The sequence below is a fragment of the Tateyamaria sp. GN1-10 genome (genome assembly GCF_055693845.1).
Map to the genome: position 1 here is coordinate 3,880,873 of NZ_JBVFUR010000004.1, position 14,919 is coordinate 3,895,791.

Genomic DNA, 14,919 nt, shown 5'->3' on the forward strand with positions numbered 1-14,919 from the left:
GTAGCCTGAAACGCCATTCAAAGGAGAAACAACAATGGCCATGAAAATCCGTCTTGCCCGTGGTGGCTCGAAAAAGCGTCCCTTCTACCGCATCGTGGCAGCCGACAGCCGCATGCCACGCGACGGCCGCTACATCGAAAAGCTGGGCACATATAACCCCCTGCTGCCCAAAGACAGCGAAGAGCGCGTGAAAATGAACATGGAACGCATTCAGTACTGGCTGGGTGAGGGCGCACAGCCCACCGACCGCATCAGCCGTATGCTGGAAGCCGCAGGCGTGCTTGAGAAAAAAGAACGCAACAACCCCAACAAGGGTGAGCCCGGCGCCAAGGCCAAAGAGCGCGCGGAAGAGAAAGCCGCCAAGGCTGCTGAAGCTGCCGCAGCACCTGCTGAAGAAGCGCCTGCCGAAGAAGCACCGGCCGAAGAAACAGCAGAGTAATCAGGGGTTGGCGCTGTGGACACATTTCCAGATGAGTTTCGCAGCCAGCTTCTGAACCTGATGGCGTGGCGGCGCGATGTGCGCCGCTTCCGCACCGATCCCGTGGACGAGGCAGTGCTGATGCGCTGCCTCGACACATTTCGGCTGGCCCCTTCCGTGGGCCTGTCCGAACCCTGGCGCATCATCCGCGTGCAAAGCGAAACGGCCCGCGCCGCAGCGCTTGAGAACTACAAAGCCTCCAACGCGCAAGCGCTTGCCGGGTACGATGGCGAACAGGCCGCCAGCTACAGCCAACTCAAACTGTCCGGCATGGCCGAAGCGCCTGAACATCTTGCTATTTTCTGCGACGACAGCACGGAACAAGGCCACGGCCTTGGCGCAGGCACCATGCCCGAAATGCGACGCTATTCCGTGGTGGGGGCCGTCACACTCATGTGGCTCGCGGCCCGATCAGAAGGCTTGGGAATGGGCTGGGTGTCGATCCTTGATCCCGTCCAATTGTGCCACGACCTCAACGTACCCACGGACTGGTCTTTGGTCGCCTACATGTGCGTCGGCTGGCCCGAGGACCAATCCGACACGCCCGAACTCGAACGCGTCGGATGGGAACACCGGCACGACCTGATCATCGAAACACGTTAACCCGCCGAAATCTTCAGCCCCGCAACCCCGGCCACAATGGCAAGGGCAGAGATCACTTTGAGCGGCGTCAGCGCCTCTCCCAGAAACGTATACCCCAAGGCGACGGTTCCAAGCGTCCCAACAGCGGTCCAGATCGGATAGGCCACGCTGACGGGCAGATCGCGCAGGGCAAGCGTCAGAAATCCGATCCCCGCGATCACGGCCACCACAGTCACCACAGTGGCCCGGGCATTTGTGAACCCATCCGCGTATTTCATGCTCATCGCAAAGGTCACTTCGAAAATGGCCGCCAGACCAAGGTAGAACCACGCCATTCTGAAAATCCTGATTTTGGAACCGATTGGTCCCAAAATCTAAACCGTCACATTCGGGATGCAAGGGAAAAAGTGAATTGGCATGGGCAGACAGCGCCGCCCACGCCATGCCAACCGTCAGGCCAGCATCTTGGTAAATGTGACCTTGTCCTCATCCGGCCCAAAGAAGGCCGGAATGGTTGCCACATGATCGTATCCACGCGCACCGTAGAAGCGGCGCGCACGGTCCTGATCTGGCTTCTGGGTGGTGTCGATCACCAGCAAACGCGCATCGGCCAGGGCCGCTTCAACGGCGTGGATCAACACCGTTCCCGCACCCGCGCCATGCAGATCGGGGGATGTCGCAATCGCGCGCAGGTTCCACGTACGGTCCGTCAGTGCCTCGCTTTGCACAAAGGCAAAGCCGACCGGCACGCCGTCCTGTTCGACCACAAGCCAAAGATCATCGCTGTCGCCGCTCAAGCCGGGGGCCATCATGTCGGGCAACATGTCACCTGGAAACAGCGTGGCCTCGGCAATAGGGGCAAGAAACGGGATGTCGGTGTCACGCGCAGCGCGCGTCTGAAAGAGGTCTGGCATAGCCATCCTTTCGTCAAGAATTGAACGATTTGAGAGGGTTCACATCACGTGAACGCAAAAAGCTGGGCACGCACCAACAGCGCCGCGACAGCGACGGATTTGTTTCTGCTTGCATCGTTTGCACGACGCCATGGGCATGTGCCCGTCTATACCGACATAAAATCTCCATTTCCGCACCACCGGGCGCGGATGTCCTGCACCTAGCCGCCCCAGCGTCGCCAAAGCAAGCACGGACTGGACAAAACACGGTAACGTGTCGCAAATGCCCCGGATGGCCCAGCGCCCTGCAGAGAGTGAGCCCTATGTTCGGATTGATCCGCACGCCTATCCTGATCCTGATCGCCTTCCTGGCGGGCCTGATGTTCGAGCGCAGCAAGGCGGCAGAGGCATGCACGGACCAAGGCGGTGTGATGCGTGACGGAGTGTGCTGGAATGAGTGATGATGTGATCTGTGTCGGTGTGATCAGCGGCGCCTACGGTGTGCATGGCGAGGTGCGGTTAAAGTCGTTCTGCGCCCTGCCCGAGGACATCGAAACCTATAGCCCGCTCACGACCGAAGACGGCAAGCGTTCGTTTTCCCTTGCGCTCATACGTCCCATGAAAAACGGCTTCGTCGCCCGCATCGCCGAGGTTGCGACCAAGGAAGAAGCCGACGCGCTCAAGGGAACGCAACTTTTTGCCCGCCGCGATCAGCTGCCTCACCTGCCCGATGATGAATTCTACTACACGGATCTCGTGGGGCTCGAGGTGTTCGACACCGGCGGCACATCGCTTGGCCACGTGAAATCCGTACAGAACCACGGCGCCAGCGACCTGCTTGAGGTGCACATGCCCGGGGCCACGGCGACGGTTCTCCTGCCCTTTACCAAGGCCGCCGTCCCCACCGTGGATCTGGCTGCGGGCCGCATCGTGGTCGACCCACCCGAAGGGCTGTTCTGATACCGGGCATTTCCCTCGGCCCCCGGATCGCTTAACAGACGTCTATGTCCACGCCTTCCAAATCCCATGGCCGCAAGGCCATCCGCCCAACGCTAAAACCGTCGTCCCTGATGGACGAAGCCCCCGATCTTGTCGGTGTCTGGCAGGCCCGGATTGTCACCCTGTTCCCCGAGACCTTCCCCGGCGTGCTTGGCGCATCCCTGACGGGCAAGGCGCTTCAGGACGGCAAGTGGCAACTGCACACCCACGACCTGCGCGCCCATGGCATCGGCAAGCACCGCAATGTCGATGACACCCCGGCGGGTGGCGGAGCCGGCATGGTGCTGCGCGCCGACGTGGTCAGCGCCGCGCTGACGGAGGCGCAAGCGCATGCCCGTGGACGCTGGCCCATCCTTTATCTCTCCCCGCGTGGACAGCGCTTTGATCAGGCCATGGCCCGCGATCTGGCCCGCTGCGACGGTGTCACCATGCTGTGCGGCCGCTTCGAAGGCGTGGACGAACGGGTGCTCGAACACTGGGGGATCACCGAGGTGTCTCTCGGCGATTTCGTCATGACCGGAGGCGAGATCGCCGCGCAAGCCATGCTCGACGCCACCGTGCGGCTCTTGCCCGGCGTTCTGGGCAACGCCGAAAGCGCAGTCGAGGAAAGCCATTCAAACGGCCTTCTGGAACACCCGCAATACACCCGCCCCGCCACATGGGAAGGGCGCGACATTCCCGATATCCTAATGTCCGGTCATCACGGCAAGGTGGCAGAATGGCGACGGGAGATGTCAGAGAAGCTGACACGCGAACGGCGGCCCGACCTCTGGACACGTTACAAGGATCGCGACGATGACTGAGGCATTGACGCTGTATGGCTACTACCACAGCGTCTACACGTGGGCGGCACGGATGACGCTGCAAACCACCGGCGTTGGCTGGCGCGATGTCGAAGTAAACCCGTTTGCTGCCGCACCCGAAGACCAAAAGCTGCCGCACCCGTTCGGACGCGTCCCCGTGCTGGATCACGATGGCTTCCGCCTCTACGAAACCCAAGCGATCACCGGCTATATCGACGCGCAGTTTGGACAGGGCCGCCTGACACCACATGATCTGCGGGCCAGGGCGCGCATGAACCAGGTGATCGGCATCATCGACAGCTATGCCTACATCCCACTGGTCCGGCAGGTGTTTTCGCACAGCGTGTTTCGCCCCTGGGCAAATGAACCAAGCGACTCGGACGTAATCAAGGCAGGCTTGGACGCCGCCACGACCGCCCTCGCAGCTCTGGAGGATATTGCGGCAGAAGGGCTGGTTCTGACGGGTGAAACGCTCAGCCTCGCGGACTGTCACCTCGCCCCGATGATGGCTTATTTCAACGCTGCCCCGGCCGGGTACGATGCCCTGAGCGCCAAGCCAGCGCTGGCGCAATGGTGGGACAGAACCCGGCGCGAAACAGTGCTTGTTGAAACATGGCCCGTTGGACCTGTGCAAAAGCCTTGATTGCTGCGCTTTGCCCTCCTATACACCGCCCATTCCGACTCGGGACTTCCCGATCGGGTGTTTGGCTTGTGGCACTTTCTTCAGTGCCCGTACGCAGGCCAAACAAAGTGAGACAAGGAATGATGACCTGACCTCTGGCGGGCGCAATGGCGGACCCGGTGAAGACACAGAGCTCTGAGGCGCGACAAACCTTCGTGGAAAAACCACGAGCATCATAGGAGTGATGGTCAATGGACCTGATCGCACAGCTAGAGGCGGAACAGATTGCCGCCCTGGGGAAAGACATCCCCGACTTCAAAGCCGGTGACACCATCCGCGTCGGCTACAAGGTGACCGAAGGCACGCGCACGCGTGTGCAGAACTACGAAGGCGTCTGCATCGCCCGCAACAACGGCTCGGGCATCGCCGGTTCGTTCACCGTTCGCAAGATTTCGTTTGGCGAAGGCGTGGAACGTGTGTTCCCGCTGTTTTCGACCAACATCGACAGCATCACCGTGGTCCGCCGCGGTCGCGTGCGTCGCGCCAAACTGTACTACCTCCGCACCCGCCGCGGCAAATCGGCCCGGATCGCGGAAGTCTCCAACTACAAACCCAAGAAGTCCGAAGGAGCCGAGGCATGAAGGCCGATACGCATCCCGACTACCACATCATCGACGTCAAGATGACGGACGGCACAGTGGTTCAAATGAAATCGACATGGGGCAAGGAAGGCGACCAGCTGTCGCTCGACATCGACCCCTCCGTGCACCCCGCATGGACCGGCGGTTCGTCCCGCCTGATGGACACCGGCGGCCGCGTGTCCAAGTTCAAGAACAAATACGCCGGTCTGGGCTTCTAAAGCATCCACGCCACGTAAAAGACAAAGCCGCTCCAACGGGGGCGGCTTTTTTCGTTCCGGGCCAAAGCATCTTGCCGCGCGGCCCCGCCGTCGCGATAGTATCCCGATCCATCTGGGGGACGGCGATGCGCACCGCACCACTCATCTTGGCACTCTTGATCGCGGCCACACCAGCCGCGGCCCAGGCAGACATCCAAACTGCCACCAAACGCGCCAAGTCCGGTCAATTCGATGCACAAGGCCAAGTGCGCTGCGCACAAGAGGTCGGACAGGCCCTTGGCGCCTGTGACGCCTCGGTCGCCCGCACGACAGGATCGGCAGCGGTGGTTGTGACCTTCCCCAACGGCTTTGCGCGCATGCTGACATTCTCGGACGGCGCATTCCTGCGCGGCAATGCGACAATGTCAGGGGTCGGAACGGATACCGACTGGCAGCTGACCAATGGCACCTACCATATCCGGGTGGATGACCAGCGCTTCGACATCCCCGAAACGCTGGTCACTGCAGATTAGCCGCCGGGCGTCAGCTTATAGATCGTACCTTCGTCGATCGACGTGTACAGGCTGCCATCCGGCCCTATGACCACAGACCGGAACCGACCCGACTCCATCGGCAGGGTCATCTCGGTCACGTCCTCCACATCCGCAACATCTTCGTTGAATTGGATCACGTCGAGGCGTTGCCCAATGGGCGTGCCGCCAAATCCGATCCCCATGATGCCGACAACCATCGCGCCGTTCCACTCGCCCCAGGCGTCCCCCTCCAGGAACGCGGCCGAGGACATCCCCTGCGACCAGCCGTTGTTGTTCCAGACCGGTGGCATGGCATCAGGATAGGTGTCGAAATCGGTCATCGGCATGAACGCCGCACGCTCGTACCGGTTCATGCCCTCTTCCTGGTTGGGGCTGTAGCCACAGTAATTGTCCGGGCAATCGCCACGCCCAGCCACGTTCGGGCGCGGGTCCCACCCGGCATTGCCACCGTTTTCCAGAATGGTGATTTCATCCGAATGCCATGGCCCGTGTTCTGCCGTGATGGCCTGCCCCGTCTCGGGGTGGAACGCGATCCCCTGCACGTTGCGGTGCCCATAAGTGTACGTCCGCGCGTCAAAGCCTTCGGGCGGGCTGTTGTCGGCATGGGCATTGCCGTCAGTATCGATCCGGATCACTTTCGATCCCATCATCGTCGGGCTCTGCGGCACCTCGCCATTATGGGTGTCACCCGTTGTCAGCCACAACGCGCCATCCGCGCTGAACCGCACGCGACCGCCATTATGGGCACCGGGGCCACCAAACGGGTGATCGGACGCCGCCATCTTGTAAGGCACATCGTCGATGATGTCCGTCCGGTCCGATACGCTGGTGAAATCATCGCTGACCGTGAAGCGCATCAGCCGGTTGGTGTGCGGGTCCGACATGTTCGATGTGGAATAGACATAGATGCGCCGGTTGTTGCCAAAGTCGGGGTCAAAGGCGACGCCCATCATGCCCGCCTGCCCTTCACAGAACAGGTCAGCGCCATTGGCCGCATATCCGGCCGTGTCGGCAACGCCGTAAAGCGCGGTCACAGTTCCATCCGGCATCCGCACGGACAGCCCCTTGCACTTTTCCGTAAACAGCATCGTGCCATCGTCGAGGAACGCCATGTCCCAAGGGTTTTCGAGGCCATCAAGCACAACCTCGTGCGTCAGACTGGTGGTGTTCATGCCGCTCTGGGCCAGCAGCGGCGATGATGAAATAGCCGTCGCCGCAAGCAGTGATGCAATGACCGATAGTTTGGAATGCGTGGTATAACCGGACATAGTTTCCTCCCTTAAATGGTGTCATTCGCCATCCGGAGGGTGCTCTTTGTTTTTATGTCCGGACAAGCCAGACTTTCACGGTATGGTGGTGCCATACGCTGGTCAATGTTTAGTTTACCCTAGGGCAACTTTACGCCGGTGCATCCATACGGATACGAACGGTCAATCGAATGCCGTCGCCACGTAGACCGAAATATTGACAATATCCTCGTCCGACAGCCGCTTAGCATGAGAGATCATCAGGATCGAATTGGGCCCGATCTTTTCACCGGCGCGATACCGTTCAAGCTGCGTGGCGATATAGGCAGGGTCCAGGTCAGCAAGTGCAGGATAGCTTGACGCGCCTTGTGCCTTGTTGCCATGGCAAGCACGACACGATTTTCGAAAGATGTCCTGCGCCGCGTCCACGTCGATCACTTGGTCTTCGGATATCGCGGCGGCGCTGGCGCTGTTTTCGGTCGTGGTGTCCGCCCAGGTGGCGCACGCCCAAACGCTGATCGCAACGGTCAAAAGGCAGCGTATTAGCATCGGCACGGGTCTCCTCTCCTTGCACAATCCCTCAGTAGTAGAAGGTCCAGCGCAATTCGTCCAATGCCCGTCCGCGTCGGGAACGCGATCGGATGGTCTGCAGACTGCTGGGAGAGGCGGAGATTTTGCACCAAAGACACGTCGCTGATCCCGCCTGTCTCCGGAACAGACGAGCCCACATCCAATGCCAGCTGCTGCGGTGAAAACCCTAACAGGTCCTTAATCCGCCGCTGTAACCCATTGAAATTTCAAAGGCTGGAACATGTCCCACGCCGGGACACCCCTACCGCGACAGGGCCGCAGCCTCCTTCGCCAAGGCCTCGATCCCTGCCCAATCCCCGGCCGCGACCAGATCCTTGGGAGCCACCCAGGACCCCCCGGCACAGACTACATTTGGCAGGCTCAGATAGCTATTCGCATTGCCCATGCTCACCCCACCCGTCGGGCAGAACGATATCTGCGGCAAGGGCGCACCAATGGCCTTCAAGGCAGGGGCGCCACCCGAGGCCTCAGCCGGAAAAAACTTGAGCATGTCATATCCACGCTCGAACAAGCACATCGCTTCAGACGCAGTGGCGGCACCCGGCAGCAAGGGCAACTCCTCCGCCTCACACGCGGCAATCAATGCCTCGGTGGCACCCGGCGACACCCCGAATTGCGCACCAGCCTCCTTGGCCGCCTTCACGTCATCCGGTGTCACCAAAGTTCCGGCACCAACAACCCCACCTGACACCTTGGACATCGCAGCGATGACATCCAATGCGGCTGGCGTCCGCAGGGTCACCTCAAGCGCGGGCAGTCCACCTGCCACCAATGCTTCGGCCAGAGGTTGGGCATGGGCGACATCATCCACCACAAGCACCGGCACAATGGGCGCAAGGTCACAGATTTCACGGGCACGCACGGCAGCGGCTTTGGCAGTCAGCATTCAAAAGTCTCCAAATACGGTTGCGCCAGTATTGGCGGACCCGACGGTATTACGGAAGGCGTGGAACATGTCGCGCCCCGCCCCCCAGTGATTGCACGAAAGATCAGCCGTGGCATGAGAGCGGTCAAGCACACCTTCAGTCAGAACTTCAAGCTGCCCGGCCTCGGCATCAACACGGATCAGGTCGCCATCCCGCACTTGCGCGATTACGCCCCCATCCAGCGCCTCGGGGCAGACATGGATGGCCGACGGCACCTTGCCCGATGCGCCAGACATGCGGCCATCGGTGACCAACGCCACCTTCTGTCCGCGGCCCTGCATAATACCCAGTATCGGCGTCAGGCTGTGCAGTTCGGGCATCCCATTGGCTTTGGGGCCTTGGAAACGCACCACGATAATAAAATCACCCTCGCCGAATTCGCCGGCCTTGAACGCGGCCTTCACGTCGTCCTGTTCATGGAACACGCGCGCCGGGGCTTCGACGATCCGGTGCTCCGGCGCCACGGCCGAGATTTTCATGACCCCTGTTCCCAAGTTACCGGCAAGGCGGCTTAGCCCGCCGGTTGCCTGAAACGGATCAGCCGCAGGGCGCACGATCTTTTCATTCAGGCTTTTACCCGCGCCCGCTTGCCAAGTCAGCGCACCGTCGATCAGCTTGGGTTCCTGCGTGTAATTCTCCAACCCCTCACCCGCGACTGTCTGAGTGTCATCGTGCAGCAAGCCTGCGCCCAAAAGCTCGCCAATCATGAAGCCAAGACCACCCGCCGCGTGGAAGTGGTTCACGTCCGCCAAGCCATTGGGATAGACGCGCGCGATCAGCGGTGTCACTTCCGACAAGTCGCAGAAGTCTTCCCAATCCAACACAATGCCCCCGGCCCGCGCCATGGCGATCAAGTGGATCAGCAGGTTGGTGGATCCGCCGGTTGCATTCAGGCCGACAATCCCGTTCACAAACGCCTTTTCGTCCAAGATATTGCAAACCGGTGTGTAGTTGTTGCCCAAGGCCGACAGAGACAGCGCCCGTTTGGCCCCTTCAACCGTAAGCGCGTCACGCAACGGCGTGTTCGGGTTGACGAAAGACGAACCCGGCAGGTGAAGCCCCATGAACTCCATCAGCATCTGGTTGGTGTTGGCCGTGCCGTAAAAGGTACAAGTGCCCGGACCGTGATAGGCCGCCATCTCTGACGCGAGCAGTTCCTCGCGTGTGGCCTCGCCCGCTGCGAACCTCTGGCGCACCTTGGCCTTTTCATCATTGGACAAGCCGCTGGTCATCGGACCCGCAGGCAGAAACACTGCCGGCATGTGACCAAAGGATTGGGCGGCAATGATCAGGCCCGGCACGATCTTGTCGCAGACCCCCAGAAAGACGGCGGCATCAAAGACATTGTGTGACAGGGCGACGCCTGTGGCCATCGCGATCACATCACGGGAAAACAGGCTTAGTTCCATGCCTGCCTCGCCTTGGGTCACACCATCGCACATGGCGGGCACACCGCCCGCCACTTGCGCAGTTCCGCCCTCCGCCCGGATCGCGTCGCGGATTAAGGTCGGGTAGGTCTCGAACGGCTGATGTGCCGACAACATATCGTTGTAGGCGGTGACAATCCCAAGATTGCCAACGCTTGCTTCGGCCAGCCGGGACTGGTCAGGACCAGCCGCGGCAAACGCATGGGCCTGGCCGCTACAGGACAGGTGCGCGCGGGCCGGACCTTGGGACTTGGCGGTAGCCATTCGATCCAGATACCGACGTCGTGTCGGTGCGCTGCGTTCGATCACACGTTCAGTCACGCGCTCAAGTGTAGGGTGCAGGGGCATCGTGCTCTCCTATCTCCTCATCTCGGTTTGGCCACATCTTATCACAGAGCGCCTGATAGCGCTAACAGCTTCGTTGTGCAATCACCGCGCCACGGTGCCGCAGGAAAGTTTCCATGCCCGCTTTCAAAGGGTGTGAACACAACATATAGTGGCCCAAAATTCGCAAAGCGGATGTGCGGTAAGGGGACAATTATGGCGCATATCATTGTTGTCGGCAACGAAAAGGGCGGGGCTGGCAAGTCCACCGTGTCGATGCATGTGGCCACAGCACTGGCGCGCGCTGGCAAGAAAGTCAGCGCACTCGATCTTGACCTGAGGCAACGGACATTCGGACGCTATGTCGAAAACCGCCGCACGTTTCTGGCGTCGGCTGACCTCGACCTGCCGTCACCCGATGTGCACGACCTGCCCGAGATCGACGCGTCGCAACTCAAGCCCGGCGAGAATATCTATGATCATAGGCTCAGCGCGGCGGTGGCGACGCTCGAACCCGACAATGACTTTATCCTGATCGACTGCCCCGGCTCTCACACGCGGCTCAGTCAGGTCGCGCATTCGCTGGCCGACACGCTGATCACACCCCTGAATGACAGCTTTGTCGATTTCGACCTGCTGGCGCGCATCGACTCGACGGGTGAGAAGATTCTTGGTCCCTCGGTCTATTCCGAGATGGTGTGGAACGCCCGTCAGTTGCGCGCGCAAGCGGGCCTGAAGCCCATCGACTGGATCGTTCTGCGCAACCGCATGGGCGCCCAGCGCATGGTCAACAAGGAAAAGATGGAACGCGCCATCAAGATGCTGGCCAAGCGTATCGGCTTCCGCATCGCACCCGGCTTTTCCGAACGGGTCATCTTCCGTGAACTGTTCCCGCGTGGGCTAACCCTACTCGATCTCAAGGACATCGGGGTGAAGCAACTGAACATCTCGAATGTGGCGGCGCGACAAGAGTTACGGGACCTGATCAAGGCACTGAACCTGCCCGAGATCGAGGTCGACTTCTGATCCTAGTCTCGCTGCGCCAGACGCAACAACAAGCCACGCAACATGTTCGCTTCTTCAGTTGAAATACTGTCTGTCAGGGCTGCATCGTAGTCCTGCGCGATGCCCTTCAAGTCGCGATAGACCTGCTGCCCGGCCGGTGTCAGGGTCAAGTATTCGACGCGTCGATCCTTATCTGCGCGCGTGCGGGTCAGGTATCGGCGCTCCGCCAGCCTTTGCACTGCGCGGCTGATCTTGGTCTTGTGCATCTGCGCACGCGCACCAATGTCGCTGGCCGTCATGCGACCGTAGATGCCCAGGTGAAACAGCACCCGCCACTCGTTCCGCAGCATCCCATACTTGTCCTTATAGACCTTCTGGAACTCAAGGCTCGACGCCTCGGCCGCCTGGTTTAGCAAATAGGGCAGGAACTGGCGGACATCGAAGTCTTTGGCTGATTTCATTGGGGCATCGCTTGTTAGTTACAAAAACAACTATTACATCGGCAACCAATTCCGCAAGAGGGATCACCATGAACCGCCAATCCGCGCCGCATTCCATGATCCAGGCCCCATCCGGGGCAGGTATCACCGAAAGGTACATGCCGGGCTTCGGCAATGATTTCGAAACCGAAGCACTGCCGGGTGCCCTGCCCGAAGGGATGAACTCGCCCCAGAAATGCAATTACGGGCTTTATGGTGAGCAATTGAGCGGCACCGCCTTTACTGATGTGCGGCCCGAGCGCACGTGGTGTTACCGCATCCGCCCCTCCGTAAAACACTCCGGTCGGTACAACCGCATTGACCTGCCCTATTGGAAATCCGCACCACACATCCCGGAAGACGTGACCAGCTTGGGGCAGTATCGCTGGGATCCCGTGCCGCACACCGATCAGGACCTGACATGGCTGACCGGTATGCACACCATGACGACAGCGGGTGACGTGAACACGCAGGTGGGCATGGCGAGCCATATCTATCTGGTCACTGCGTCGATGAAAGACGCTTACTTCTACTCCGCCGACAGCGAGCTGCTGGTGGTTCCACAAGAAGGGCGGCTGCGCTTTTGCACCGAATTGGGGATCATCGACGTTGCATCGCAGGACATCGCAATCCTGCCGCGTGGCCTTGTGTACCGGGTCGAGGTGCTGGAAGGCCCCGCACGTGGCTTCGTCTGCGAAAACTATGGCGCGAAGTTTGAGCTGCCCGGGCGCGGCCCCATTGGTGCCAACTGCATGGCGAACCCGCGTGACTTCAAGGCCCCGGTCGCTGCGTTCGAGGACCGCGAGGTCCCCTCGACCCTGACCATCAAATGGTGCGGCCAGTTCCACGAGACGGACATCGGACACTCCCCGCTGGATGTGGTGGCATGGCACGGCAACTATGCGCCACTGAAATATGACCTGAAAACCTATTGTCCGGTTGGTGCCATCCTGTTCGACCACCCCGACCCGTCGATCTTTACTGTGCTGACCGCGCCCTCCGGCCAACCGGGCGTCGCCAATATCGACTTTGTTCTGTTCCGCGAACGCTGGATGGTGGCCGAAGACACATTCCGTCCGCCATGGTATCACAAGAACATCATGTCGGAATTGATGGGCAACATCTATGGCCAGTACGACGCCAAGCCGAAAGGGTTCGTGCCAGGGGGCATGTCCCTGCACAACATGATGCTACCCCACGGACCGGACAAAAACGCGTTCGAGGGGGCCAGCAACGCCGACCTTGAACCGCAGAAACTGGACAATACAATGTCCTTCATGTTCGAAACCCGTTTCCCCCAGCACCTGACCCAGTTCGCGGCGCAAGAGGCTCCGCTTCAGGACGATTACATCGACTGCTGGACAGACATTGAAAAGAAATTCGACGGGACACCGGGTAAGAAATGATTGATCCTGGGCTGATCGTTATTGCTGTCGTTGCCTTCGTGTTCTGCTTCGCAATCTGGAGCTGGATCACAGCGATATTTCGGCGTCGTGAAGGAAGCATCGGCAGCATGCCCGGAAGACGACAAGAAGGCGGCAGCCTGACAGATCACTCGGACTAGGCCGCTTTGATCACACAAATCTCAGAACCAAACGGGCAGCAAACATGACCTTAAAGACCAGCTGGGTGACCAGCGCCAATGATGCAGGCATCGATTTTCCCCTGAACAACCTGCCCTATGGTGTCTTTTCGACCGATACACTTGATGCGCGCTGTGGCGTGGCGATCGGTGACATGATCATCGATATGTATGCCGCCGAAGAACAAGGGATTGTCGACCTCGCGGACGAGCCGCTGTTCGATGTCCCGTTCTGGAACGAACTGATGGAACAAGGTCCCGCCGTCTGGACCGCTCTGCGCAATCGGCTGACGAACTTGCTGGCGGAAGGGTCGAAGGATCGGGCATTGGTTGAACCCATTTTGGTGCCGATGGCCGATGCGGTTCTGCATATGCCACTTGTCGTGTCGGAGTTCAGTGACTTTTATGCGGGCCGACATCACGCCACGAATGTGGGAACCATGTTTCGCGGTGCCGAAAACGCACTGCCGCCCAACTGGCTGCATATCCCGATCGGGTACAATGGGCGCGCCTCTTCCGTGGTTGTCTCGGGCACCGACATCCGCCGCCCTTGGGGTCAGTTGAAATCGCCAGATCACGACACCCCTGCCTTCCTGCCGTCGCGCCGCTTCGACTTGGAGCTGGAAATGGGTGCCATTGTCGGCATGGCCTCGGACGGTCCCATCTCGGTTGACGAGGCCGATGCCGCCATCTTTGGCTATGTGCTGCTGAACGACTGGTCCGCGCGCGACATCCAAGCGTGGGAATACCAGCCGCTCGGCCCGTTTCAGGCCAAGGCAACCGCCACCTCAATCAGCCCATGGATTGTAACCAAGGCGGCCTTGGAGCCCTTCCGCACGTCCACGCCCAACCGCGAATTTGAGTTGCTCGACCACCTCAAGGACACCGGCCCGATGCTTTATGACATCGATCTGAGCGTCACGCTTGCCCCGGAGGGCAAAGAGGCCACAACCATCGCCCAAACCAACTACCGCGAGATGTATTATTCCTCGGCCCAGCAACTGGCGCATCACAGCACATCGGGCTGCCCGATGAATGTGGGCGACCTTTTGGGTTCTGGCACCATCTCTGGCCCGACGAAACCAGAGCGCGGCAGCCTGCTGGAATTGAGCTGGGGTGGGAAGGAGCCACTGACGCTCGATACCGGAGAGACACGCACCTTTCTGGAAGACGGCGATACGCTGACACTTGCAGGACATGCGCGGGGCGACGGATACCGTATCGGCTTCGGCACATGTGCTGGAACGATCCTTACAGCGCTGGACGATCCGTACAAACGCTGATGTGTGTCTTTTGGCTGGCAAAACGTCGCGTTCGTGGCGGCGTCACTGTCCATATCAGCGGAGGCACAAGACCATGACGAACAAACACTGTCCGACCCGGGGTGATTTGTTGTCCCGATTCTGGTTCTCGCTTGCGGGCTTTTCCTCCTGATCGGTGCCTTGGTCTTTCGTGGCATCCCGCAAGGCCTAGCGGGGTGGGAAGCCATTGGTCTGGCCACGCTGTTTTTTGGCGGTACCTTGGTCTGGACCTTGTGGAAGCTGATCCGGCACGATCACAGCGAGTGGT

19 protein-coding genes are annotated in these 14,919 nt (G+C 60.2%); 12 read left to right on the forward strand and 7 right to left on the reverse strand.

Annotation, left to right across the window (positions count from 1 at the left end):
• Positions 1-34: 34 nt before the first annotated feature.
• Entirely contained in the window at positions 35-439 is a 405-nt protein-coding gene (gene rpsP, locus ACZ1HN_RS21450; protein WP_299548715.1) for a 30S ribosomal protein S16, read from the forward strand.
• Positions 440-454: 15 nt separating this feature from the next.
• Positions 455-1,081 carry a 5,6-dimethylbenzimidazole synthase gene (gene bluB, locus ACZ1HN_RS21455; protein ID WP_472728963.1) on the forward strand — a complete coding sequence of 209 codons (627 nt, stop codon included), beginning with the start codon at positions 455-457 and terminating at the stop codon, positions 1,079-1,081.
• Here bluB and ACZ1HN_RS21460 read toward each other — a convergent pair.
• Positions 1,078-1,395 (reverse strand): DMT family transporter, encoded by a 318-nt coding sequence (locus tag ACZ1HN_RS21460; RefSeq protein WP_299208108.1) that lies wholly within the window; start codon positions 1,393-1,395, stop codon positions 1,078-1,080. The two genes, bluB and ACZ1HN_RS21460, sit on opposite strands and share 4 nt — an antisense overlap.
• 117 nt (positions 1,396-1,512) lie before the next feature.
• Entirely contained in the window at positions 1,513-1,974 is a 462-nt protein-coding gene (locus ACZ1HN_RS21465; protein WP_472728964.1) for a GNAT family N-acetyltransferase, read from the reverse strand.
• A 302-nt stretch (positions 1,975-2,276) separates the two neighbouring features.
• Here ACZ1HN_RS21465 and ACZ1HN_RS21470 point away from each other — a divergent pair, with 302 nt between their 5' ends.
• From ACZ1HN_RS21470 to ACZ1HN_RS21500, 7 genes are all read left to right on the forward strand, one after another.
• Positions 2,277-2,414 carry a hypothetical protein gene (locus ACZ1HN_RS21470; RefSeq protein WP_472728965.1) on the forward strand — a complete coding sequence of 46 codons (138 nt, stop codon included), beginning with the start codon at positions 2,277-2,279 and terminating at the stop codon, positions 2,412-2,414.
• Entirely contained in the window at positions 2,407-2,913 is a 507-nt protein-coding gene (gene rimM, locus ACZ1HN_RS21475; RefSeq protein WP_299208102.1) for a ribosome maturation factor RimM, read from the forward strand. The genes ACZ1HN_RS21470 and rimM overlap by 8 nt, the downstream gene beginning before the upstream one ends.
• Before the next feature lie 44 nt (positions 2,914-2,957).
• Positions 2,958-3,755 carry a tRNA (guanosine(37)-N1)-methyltransferase TrmD gene (gene trmD, locus ACZ1HN_RS21480; protein WP_472728966.1) on the forward strand — a complete coding sequence of 266 codons (798 nt, stop codon included), beginning with the start codon at positions 2,958-2,960 and terminating at the stop codon, positions 3,753-3,755.
• Positions 3,748-4,398 (forward strand): glutathione S-transferase family protein, encoded by a 651-nt coding sequence (locus tag ACZ1HN_RS21485; RefSeq protein ID WP_472728967.1) that lies wholly within the window; start codon positions 3,748-3,750, stop codon positions 4,396-4,398. Before trmD ends, ACZ1HN_RS21485 begins: the two co-directional genes overlap by 8 nt.
• 230 nt (positions 4,399-4,628) lie before the next feature.
• Positions 4,629-5,018, forward strand: a complete 390-nt coding sequence (gene rplS / locus ACZ1HN_RS21490) for a 50S ribosomal protein L19 (protein WP_189368162.1) — start codon at positions 4,629-4,631, stop codon at positions 5,016-5,018.
• Positions 5,015-5,236, forward strand: coding sequence for a 50S ribosomal protein L31 (rpmE, locus tag ACZ1HN_RS21495; RefSeq protein WP_189368161.1), 222 nt, complete (start codon positions 5,015-5,017; stop codon positions 5,234-5,236). The genes rplS and rpmE overlap by 4 nt, the downstream gene beginning before the upstream one ends.
• A gap of 125 nt (positions 5,237-5,361) precedes the next feature.
• The gene (locus ACZ1HN_RS21500) at positions 5,362-5,748 is read left to right on the forward strand and encodes a hypothetical protein (RefSeq protein ID WP_299773443.1); all 387 of its coding nucleotides are present in this window, start codon (positions 5,362-5,364) and stop codon (positions 5,746-5,748) included.
• Here the strand turns inward: ACZ1HN_RS21500 and ACZ1HN_RS21505 are convergent.
• The 4 genes from ACZ1HN_RS21505 to edd form a co-directional block, all read right to left on the reverse strand.
• A complete protein-coding gene (locus tag ACZ1HN_RS21505; RefSeq protein ID WP_472728968.1) occupies positions 5,745-7,037 on the reverse strand; it encodes a PQQ-dependent sugar dehydrogenase in 1,293 nt (430 codons plus the stop codon). The two genes, ACZ1HN_RS21500 and ACZ1HN_RS21505, sit on opposite strands and share 4 nt — an antisense overlap.
• A gap of 162 nt (positions 7,038-7,199) precedes the next feature.
• On the reverse strand, positions 7,200-7,565 hold the full coding sequence (locus tag ACZ1HN_RS21510) for a c-type cytochrome (protein WP_472729362.1): 366 nt from the start codon (positions 7,563-7,565) through the stop codon (positions 7,200-7,202).
• Between the two features lie 283 nt (positions 7,566-7,848).
• Entirely contained in the window at positions 7,849-8,493 is a 645-nt protein-coding gene (gene eda, locus ACZ1HN_RS21515; RefSeq protein WP_299750212.1) for a bifunctional 4-hydroxy-2-oxoglutarate aldolase/2-dehydro-3-deoxy-phosphogluconate aldolase, read from the reverse strand.
• Positions 8,494-10,308: a phosphogluconate dehydratase gene (gene edd / locus ACZ1HN_RS21520; protein WP_472728969.1), complete on the reverse strand. Its 1,815-nt coding sequence runs from the start codon at positions 10,306-10,308 to the stop codon at positions 8,494-8,496.
• 192 nt (positions 10,309-10,500) lie between these two features.
• On the opposite strand from edd, the gene ACZ1HN_RS21525 reads away from it, so the two are divergent.
• Complete coding sequence (locus tag ACZ1HN_RS21525) at positions 10,501-11,310, forward strand: division plane positioning ATPase MipZ (protein WP_299599794.1); 810 nt, start codon at positions 10,501-10,503, stop codon at positions 11,308-11,310.
• 2 nt (positions 11,311-11,312) lie between these two features.
• Here ACZ1HN_RS21525 and ACZ1HN_RS21530 read toward each other — a convergent pair whose 3' ends face one another.
• Positions 11,313-11,750 carry a MarR family winged helix-turn-helix transcriptional regulator gene (locus ACZ1HN_RS21530; protein ID WP_472728970.1) on the reverse strand — a complete coding sequence of 146 codons (438 nt, stop codon included), beginning with the start codon at positions 11,748-11,750 and terminating at the stop codon, positions 11,313-11,315.
• 68 nt (positions 11,751-11,818) lie between these two features.
• Here ACZ1HN_RS21530 and hmgA point away from each other — a divergent pair, with 68 nt between their 5' ends.
• On the forward strand, positions 11,819-13,174 hold the full coding sequence (gene hmgA / locus ACZ1HN_RS21535; RefSeq protein WP_472728971.1) for a homogentisate 1,2-dioxygenase: 1,356 nt from the start codon (positions 11,819-11,821) through the stop codon (positions 13,172-13,174).
• Between the two features lie 202 nt (positions 13,175-13,376).
• On the forward strand, positions 13,377-14,633 hold the full coding sequence (fahA, locus tag ACZ1HN_RS21540) for a fumarylacetoacetase (RefSeq protein WP_472728972.1): 1,257 nt from the start codon (positions 13,377-13,379) through the stop codon (positions 14,631-14,633).
• The last annotated feature ends 286 nt before the right edge of the window (positions 14,634-14,919 follow it).

What these genes read in the sequence shown, in the direction of transcription:
- rpsP (WP_299548715.1), top strand. Translation starts at nt 35, where the DNA reads ATGGCCATGAAAATCCGTCTTGCCCGTGGTGGCTCGAAAAAGCGTCCC.
- ACZ1HN_RS21460 (WP_299208108.1), bottom strand. Translation starts at nt 1,395, where the DNA reads ATGGCGTGGTTCTACCTTGGTCTGGCGGCCATTTTCGAAGTGACCTTT.
- ACZ1HN_RS21465 (WP_472728964.1), bottom strand. Translation starts at nt 1,974, where the DNA reads ATGCCAGACCTCTTTCAGACGCGCGCTGCGCGTGACACCGACATCCCG.
- ACZ1HN_RS21470 (WP_472728965.1), top strand. Translation starts at nt 2,277, where the DNA reads ATGTTCGGATTGATCCGCACGCCTATCCTGATCCTGATCGCCTTCCTG.
- rimM (WP_299208102.1), top strand. Translation starts at nt 2,407, where the DNA reads ATGAGTGATGATGTGATCTGTGTCGGTGTGATCAGCGGCGCCTACGGT.
- trmD (WP_472728966.1), top strand. Translation starts at nt 2,958, where the DNA reads ATGTCCACGCCTTCCAAATCCCATGGCCGCAAGGCCATCCGCCCAACG.
- ACZ1HN_RS21485 (WP_472728967.1), top strand. Translation starts at nt 3,748, where the DNA reads ATGACTGAGGCATTGACGCTGTATGGCTACTACCACAGCGTCTACACG.
- rplS (WP_189368162.1), top strand. Translation starts at nt 4,629, where the DNA reads ATGGACCTGATCGCACAGCTAGAGGCGGAACAGATTGCCGCCCTGGGG.
- rpmE (WP_189368161.1), top strand. Translation starts at nt 5,015, where the DNA reads ATGAAGGCCGATACGCATCCCGACTACCACATCATCGACGTCAAGATG.
- ACZ1HN_RS21500 (WP_299773443.1), top strand. Translation starts at nt 5,362, where the DNA reads ATGCGCACCGCACCACTCATCTTGGCACTCTTGATCGCGGCCACACCA.
- ACZ1HN_RS21505 (WP_472728968.1), bottom strand. Translation starts at nt 7,037, where the DNA reads ATGTCCGGTTATACCACGCATTCCAAACTATCGGTCATTGCATCACTG.
- ACZ1HN_RS21510 (WP_472729362.1), bottom strand. Translation starts at nt 7,565, where the DNA reads ATGCTAATACGCTGCCTTTTGACCGTTGCGATCAGCGTTTGGGCGTGC.
- eda (WP_299750212.1), bottom strand. Translation starts at nt 8,493, where the DNA reads ATGCTGACTGCCAAAGCCGCTGCCGTGCGTGCCCGTGAAATCTGTGAC.
- edd (WP_472728969.1), bottom strand. Translation starts at nt 10,308, where the DNA reads ATGCCCCTGCACCCTACACTTGAGCGCGTGACTGAACGTGTGATCGAA.
- ACZ1HN_RS21525 (WP_299599794.1), top strand. Translation starts at nt 10,501, where the DNA reads ATGGCGCATATCATTGTTGTCGGCAACGAAAAGGGCGGGGCTGGCAAG.
- ACZ1HN_RS21530 (WP_472728970.1), bottom strand. Translation starts at nt 11,750, where the DNA reads ATGAAATCAGCCAAAGACTTCGATGTCCGCCAGTTCCTGCCCTATTTG.
- hmgA (WP_472728971.1), top strand. Translation starts at nt 11,819, where the DNA reads ATGAACCGCCAATCCGCGCCGCATTCCATGATCCAGGCCCCATCCGGG.
- fahA (WP_472728972.1), top strand. Translation starts at nt 13,377, where the DNA reads ATGACCTTAAAGACCAGCTGGGTGACCAGCGCCAATGATGCAGGCATC.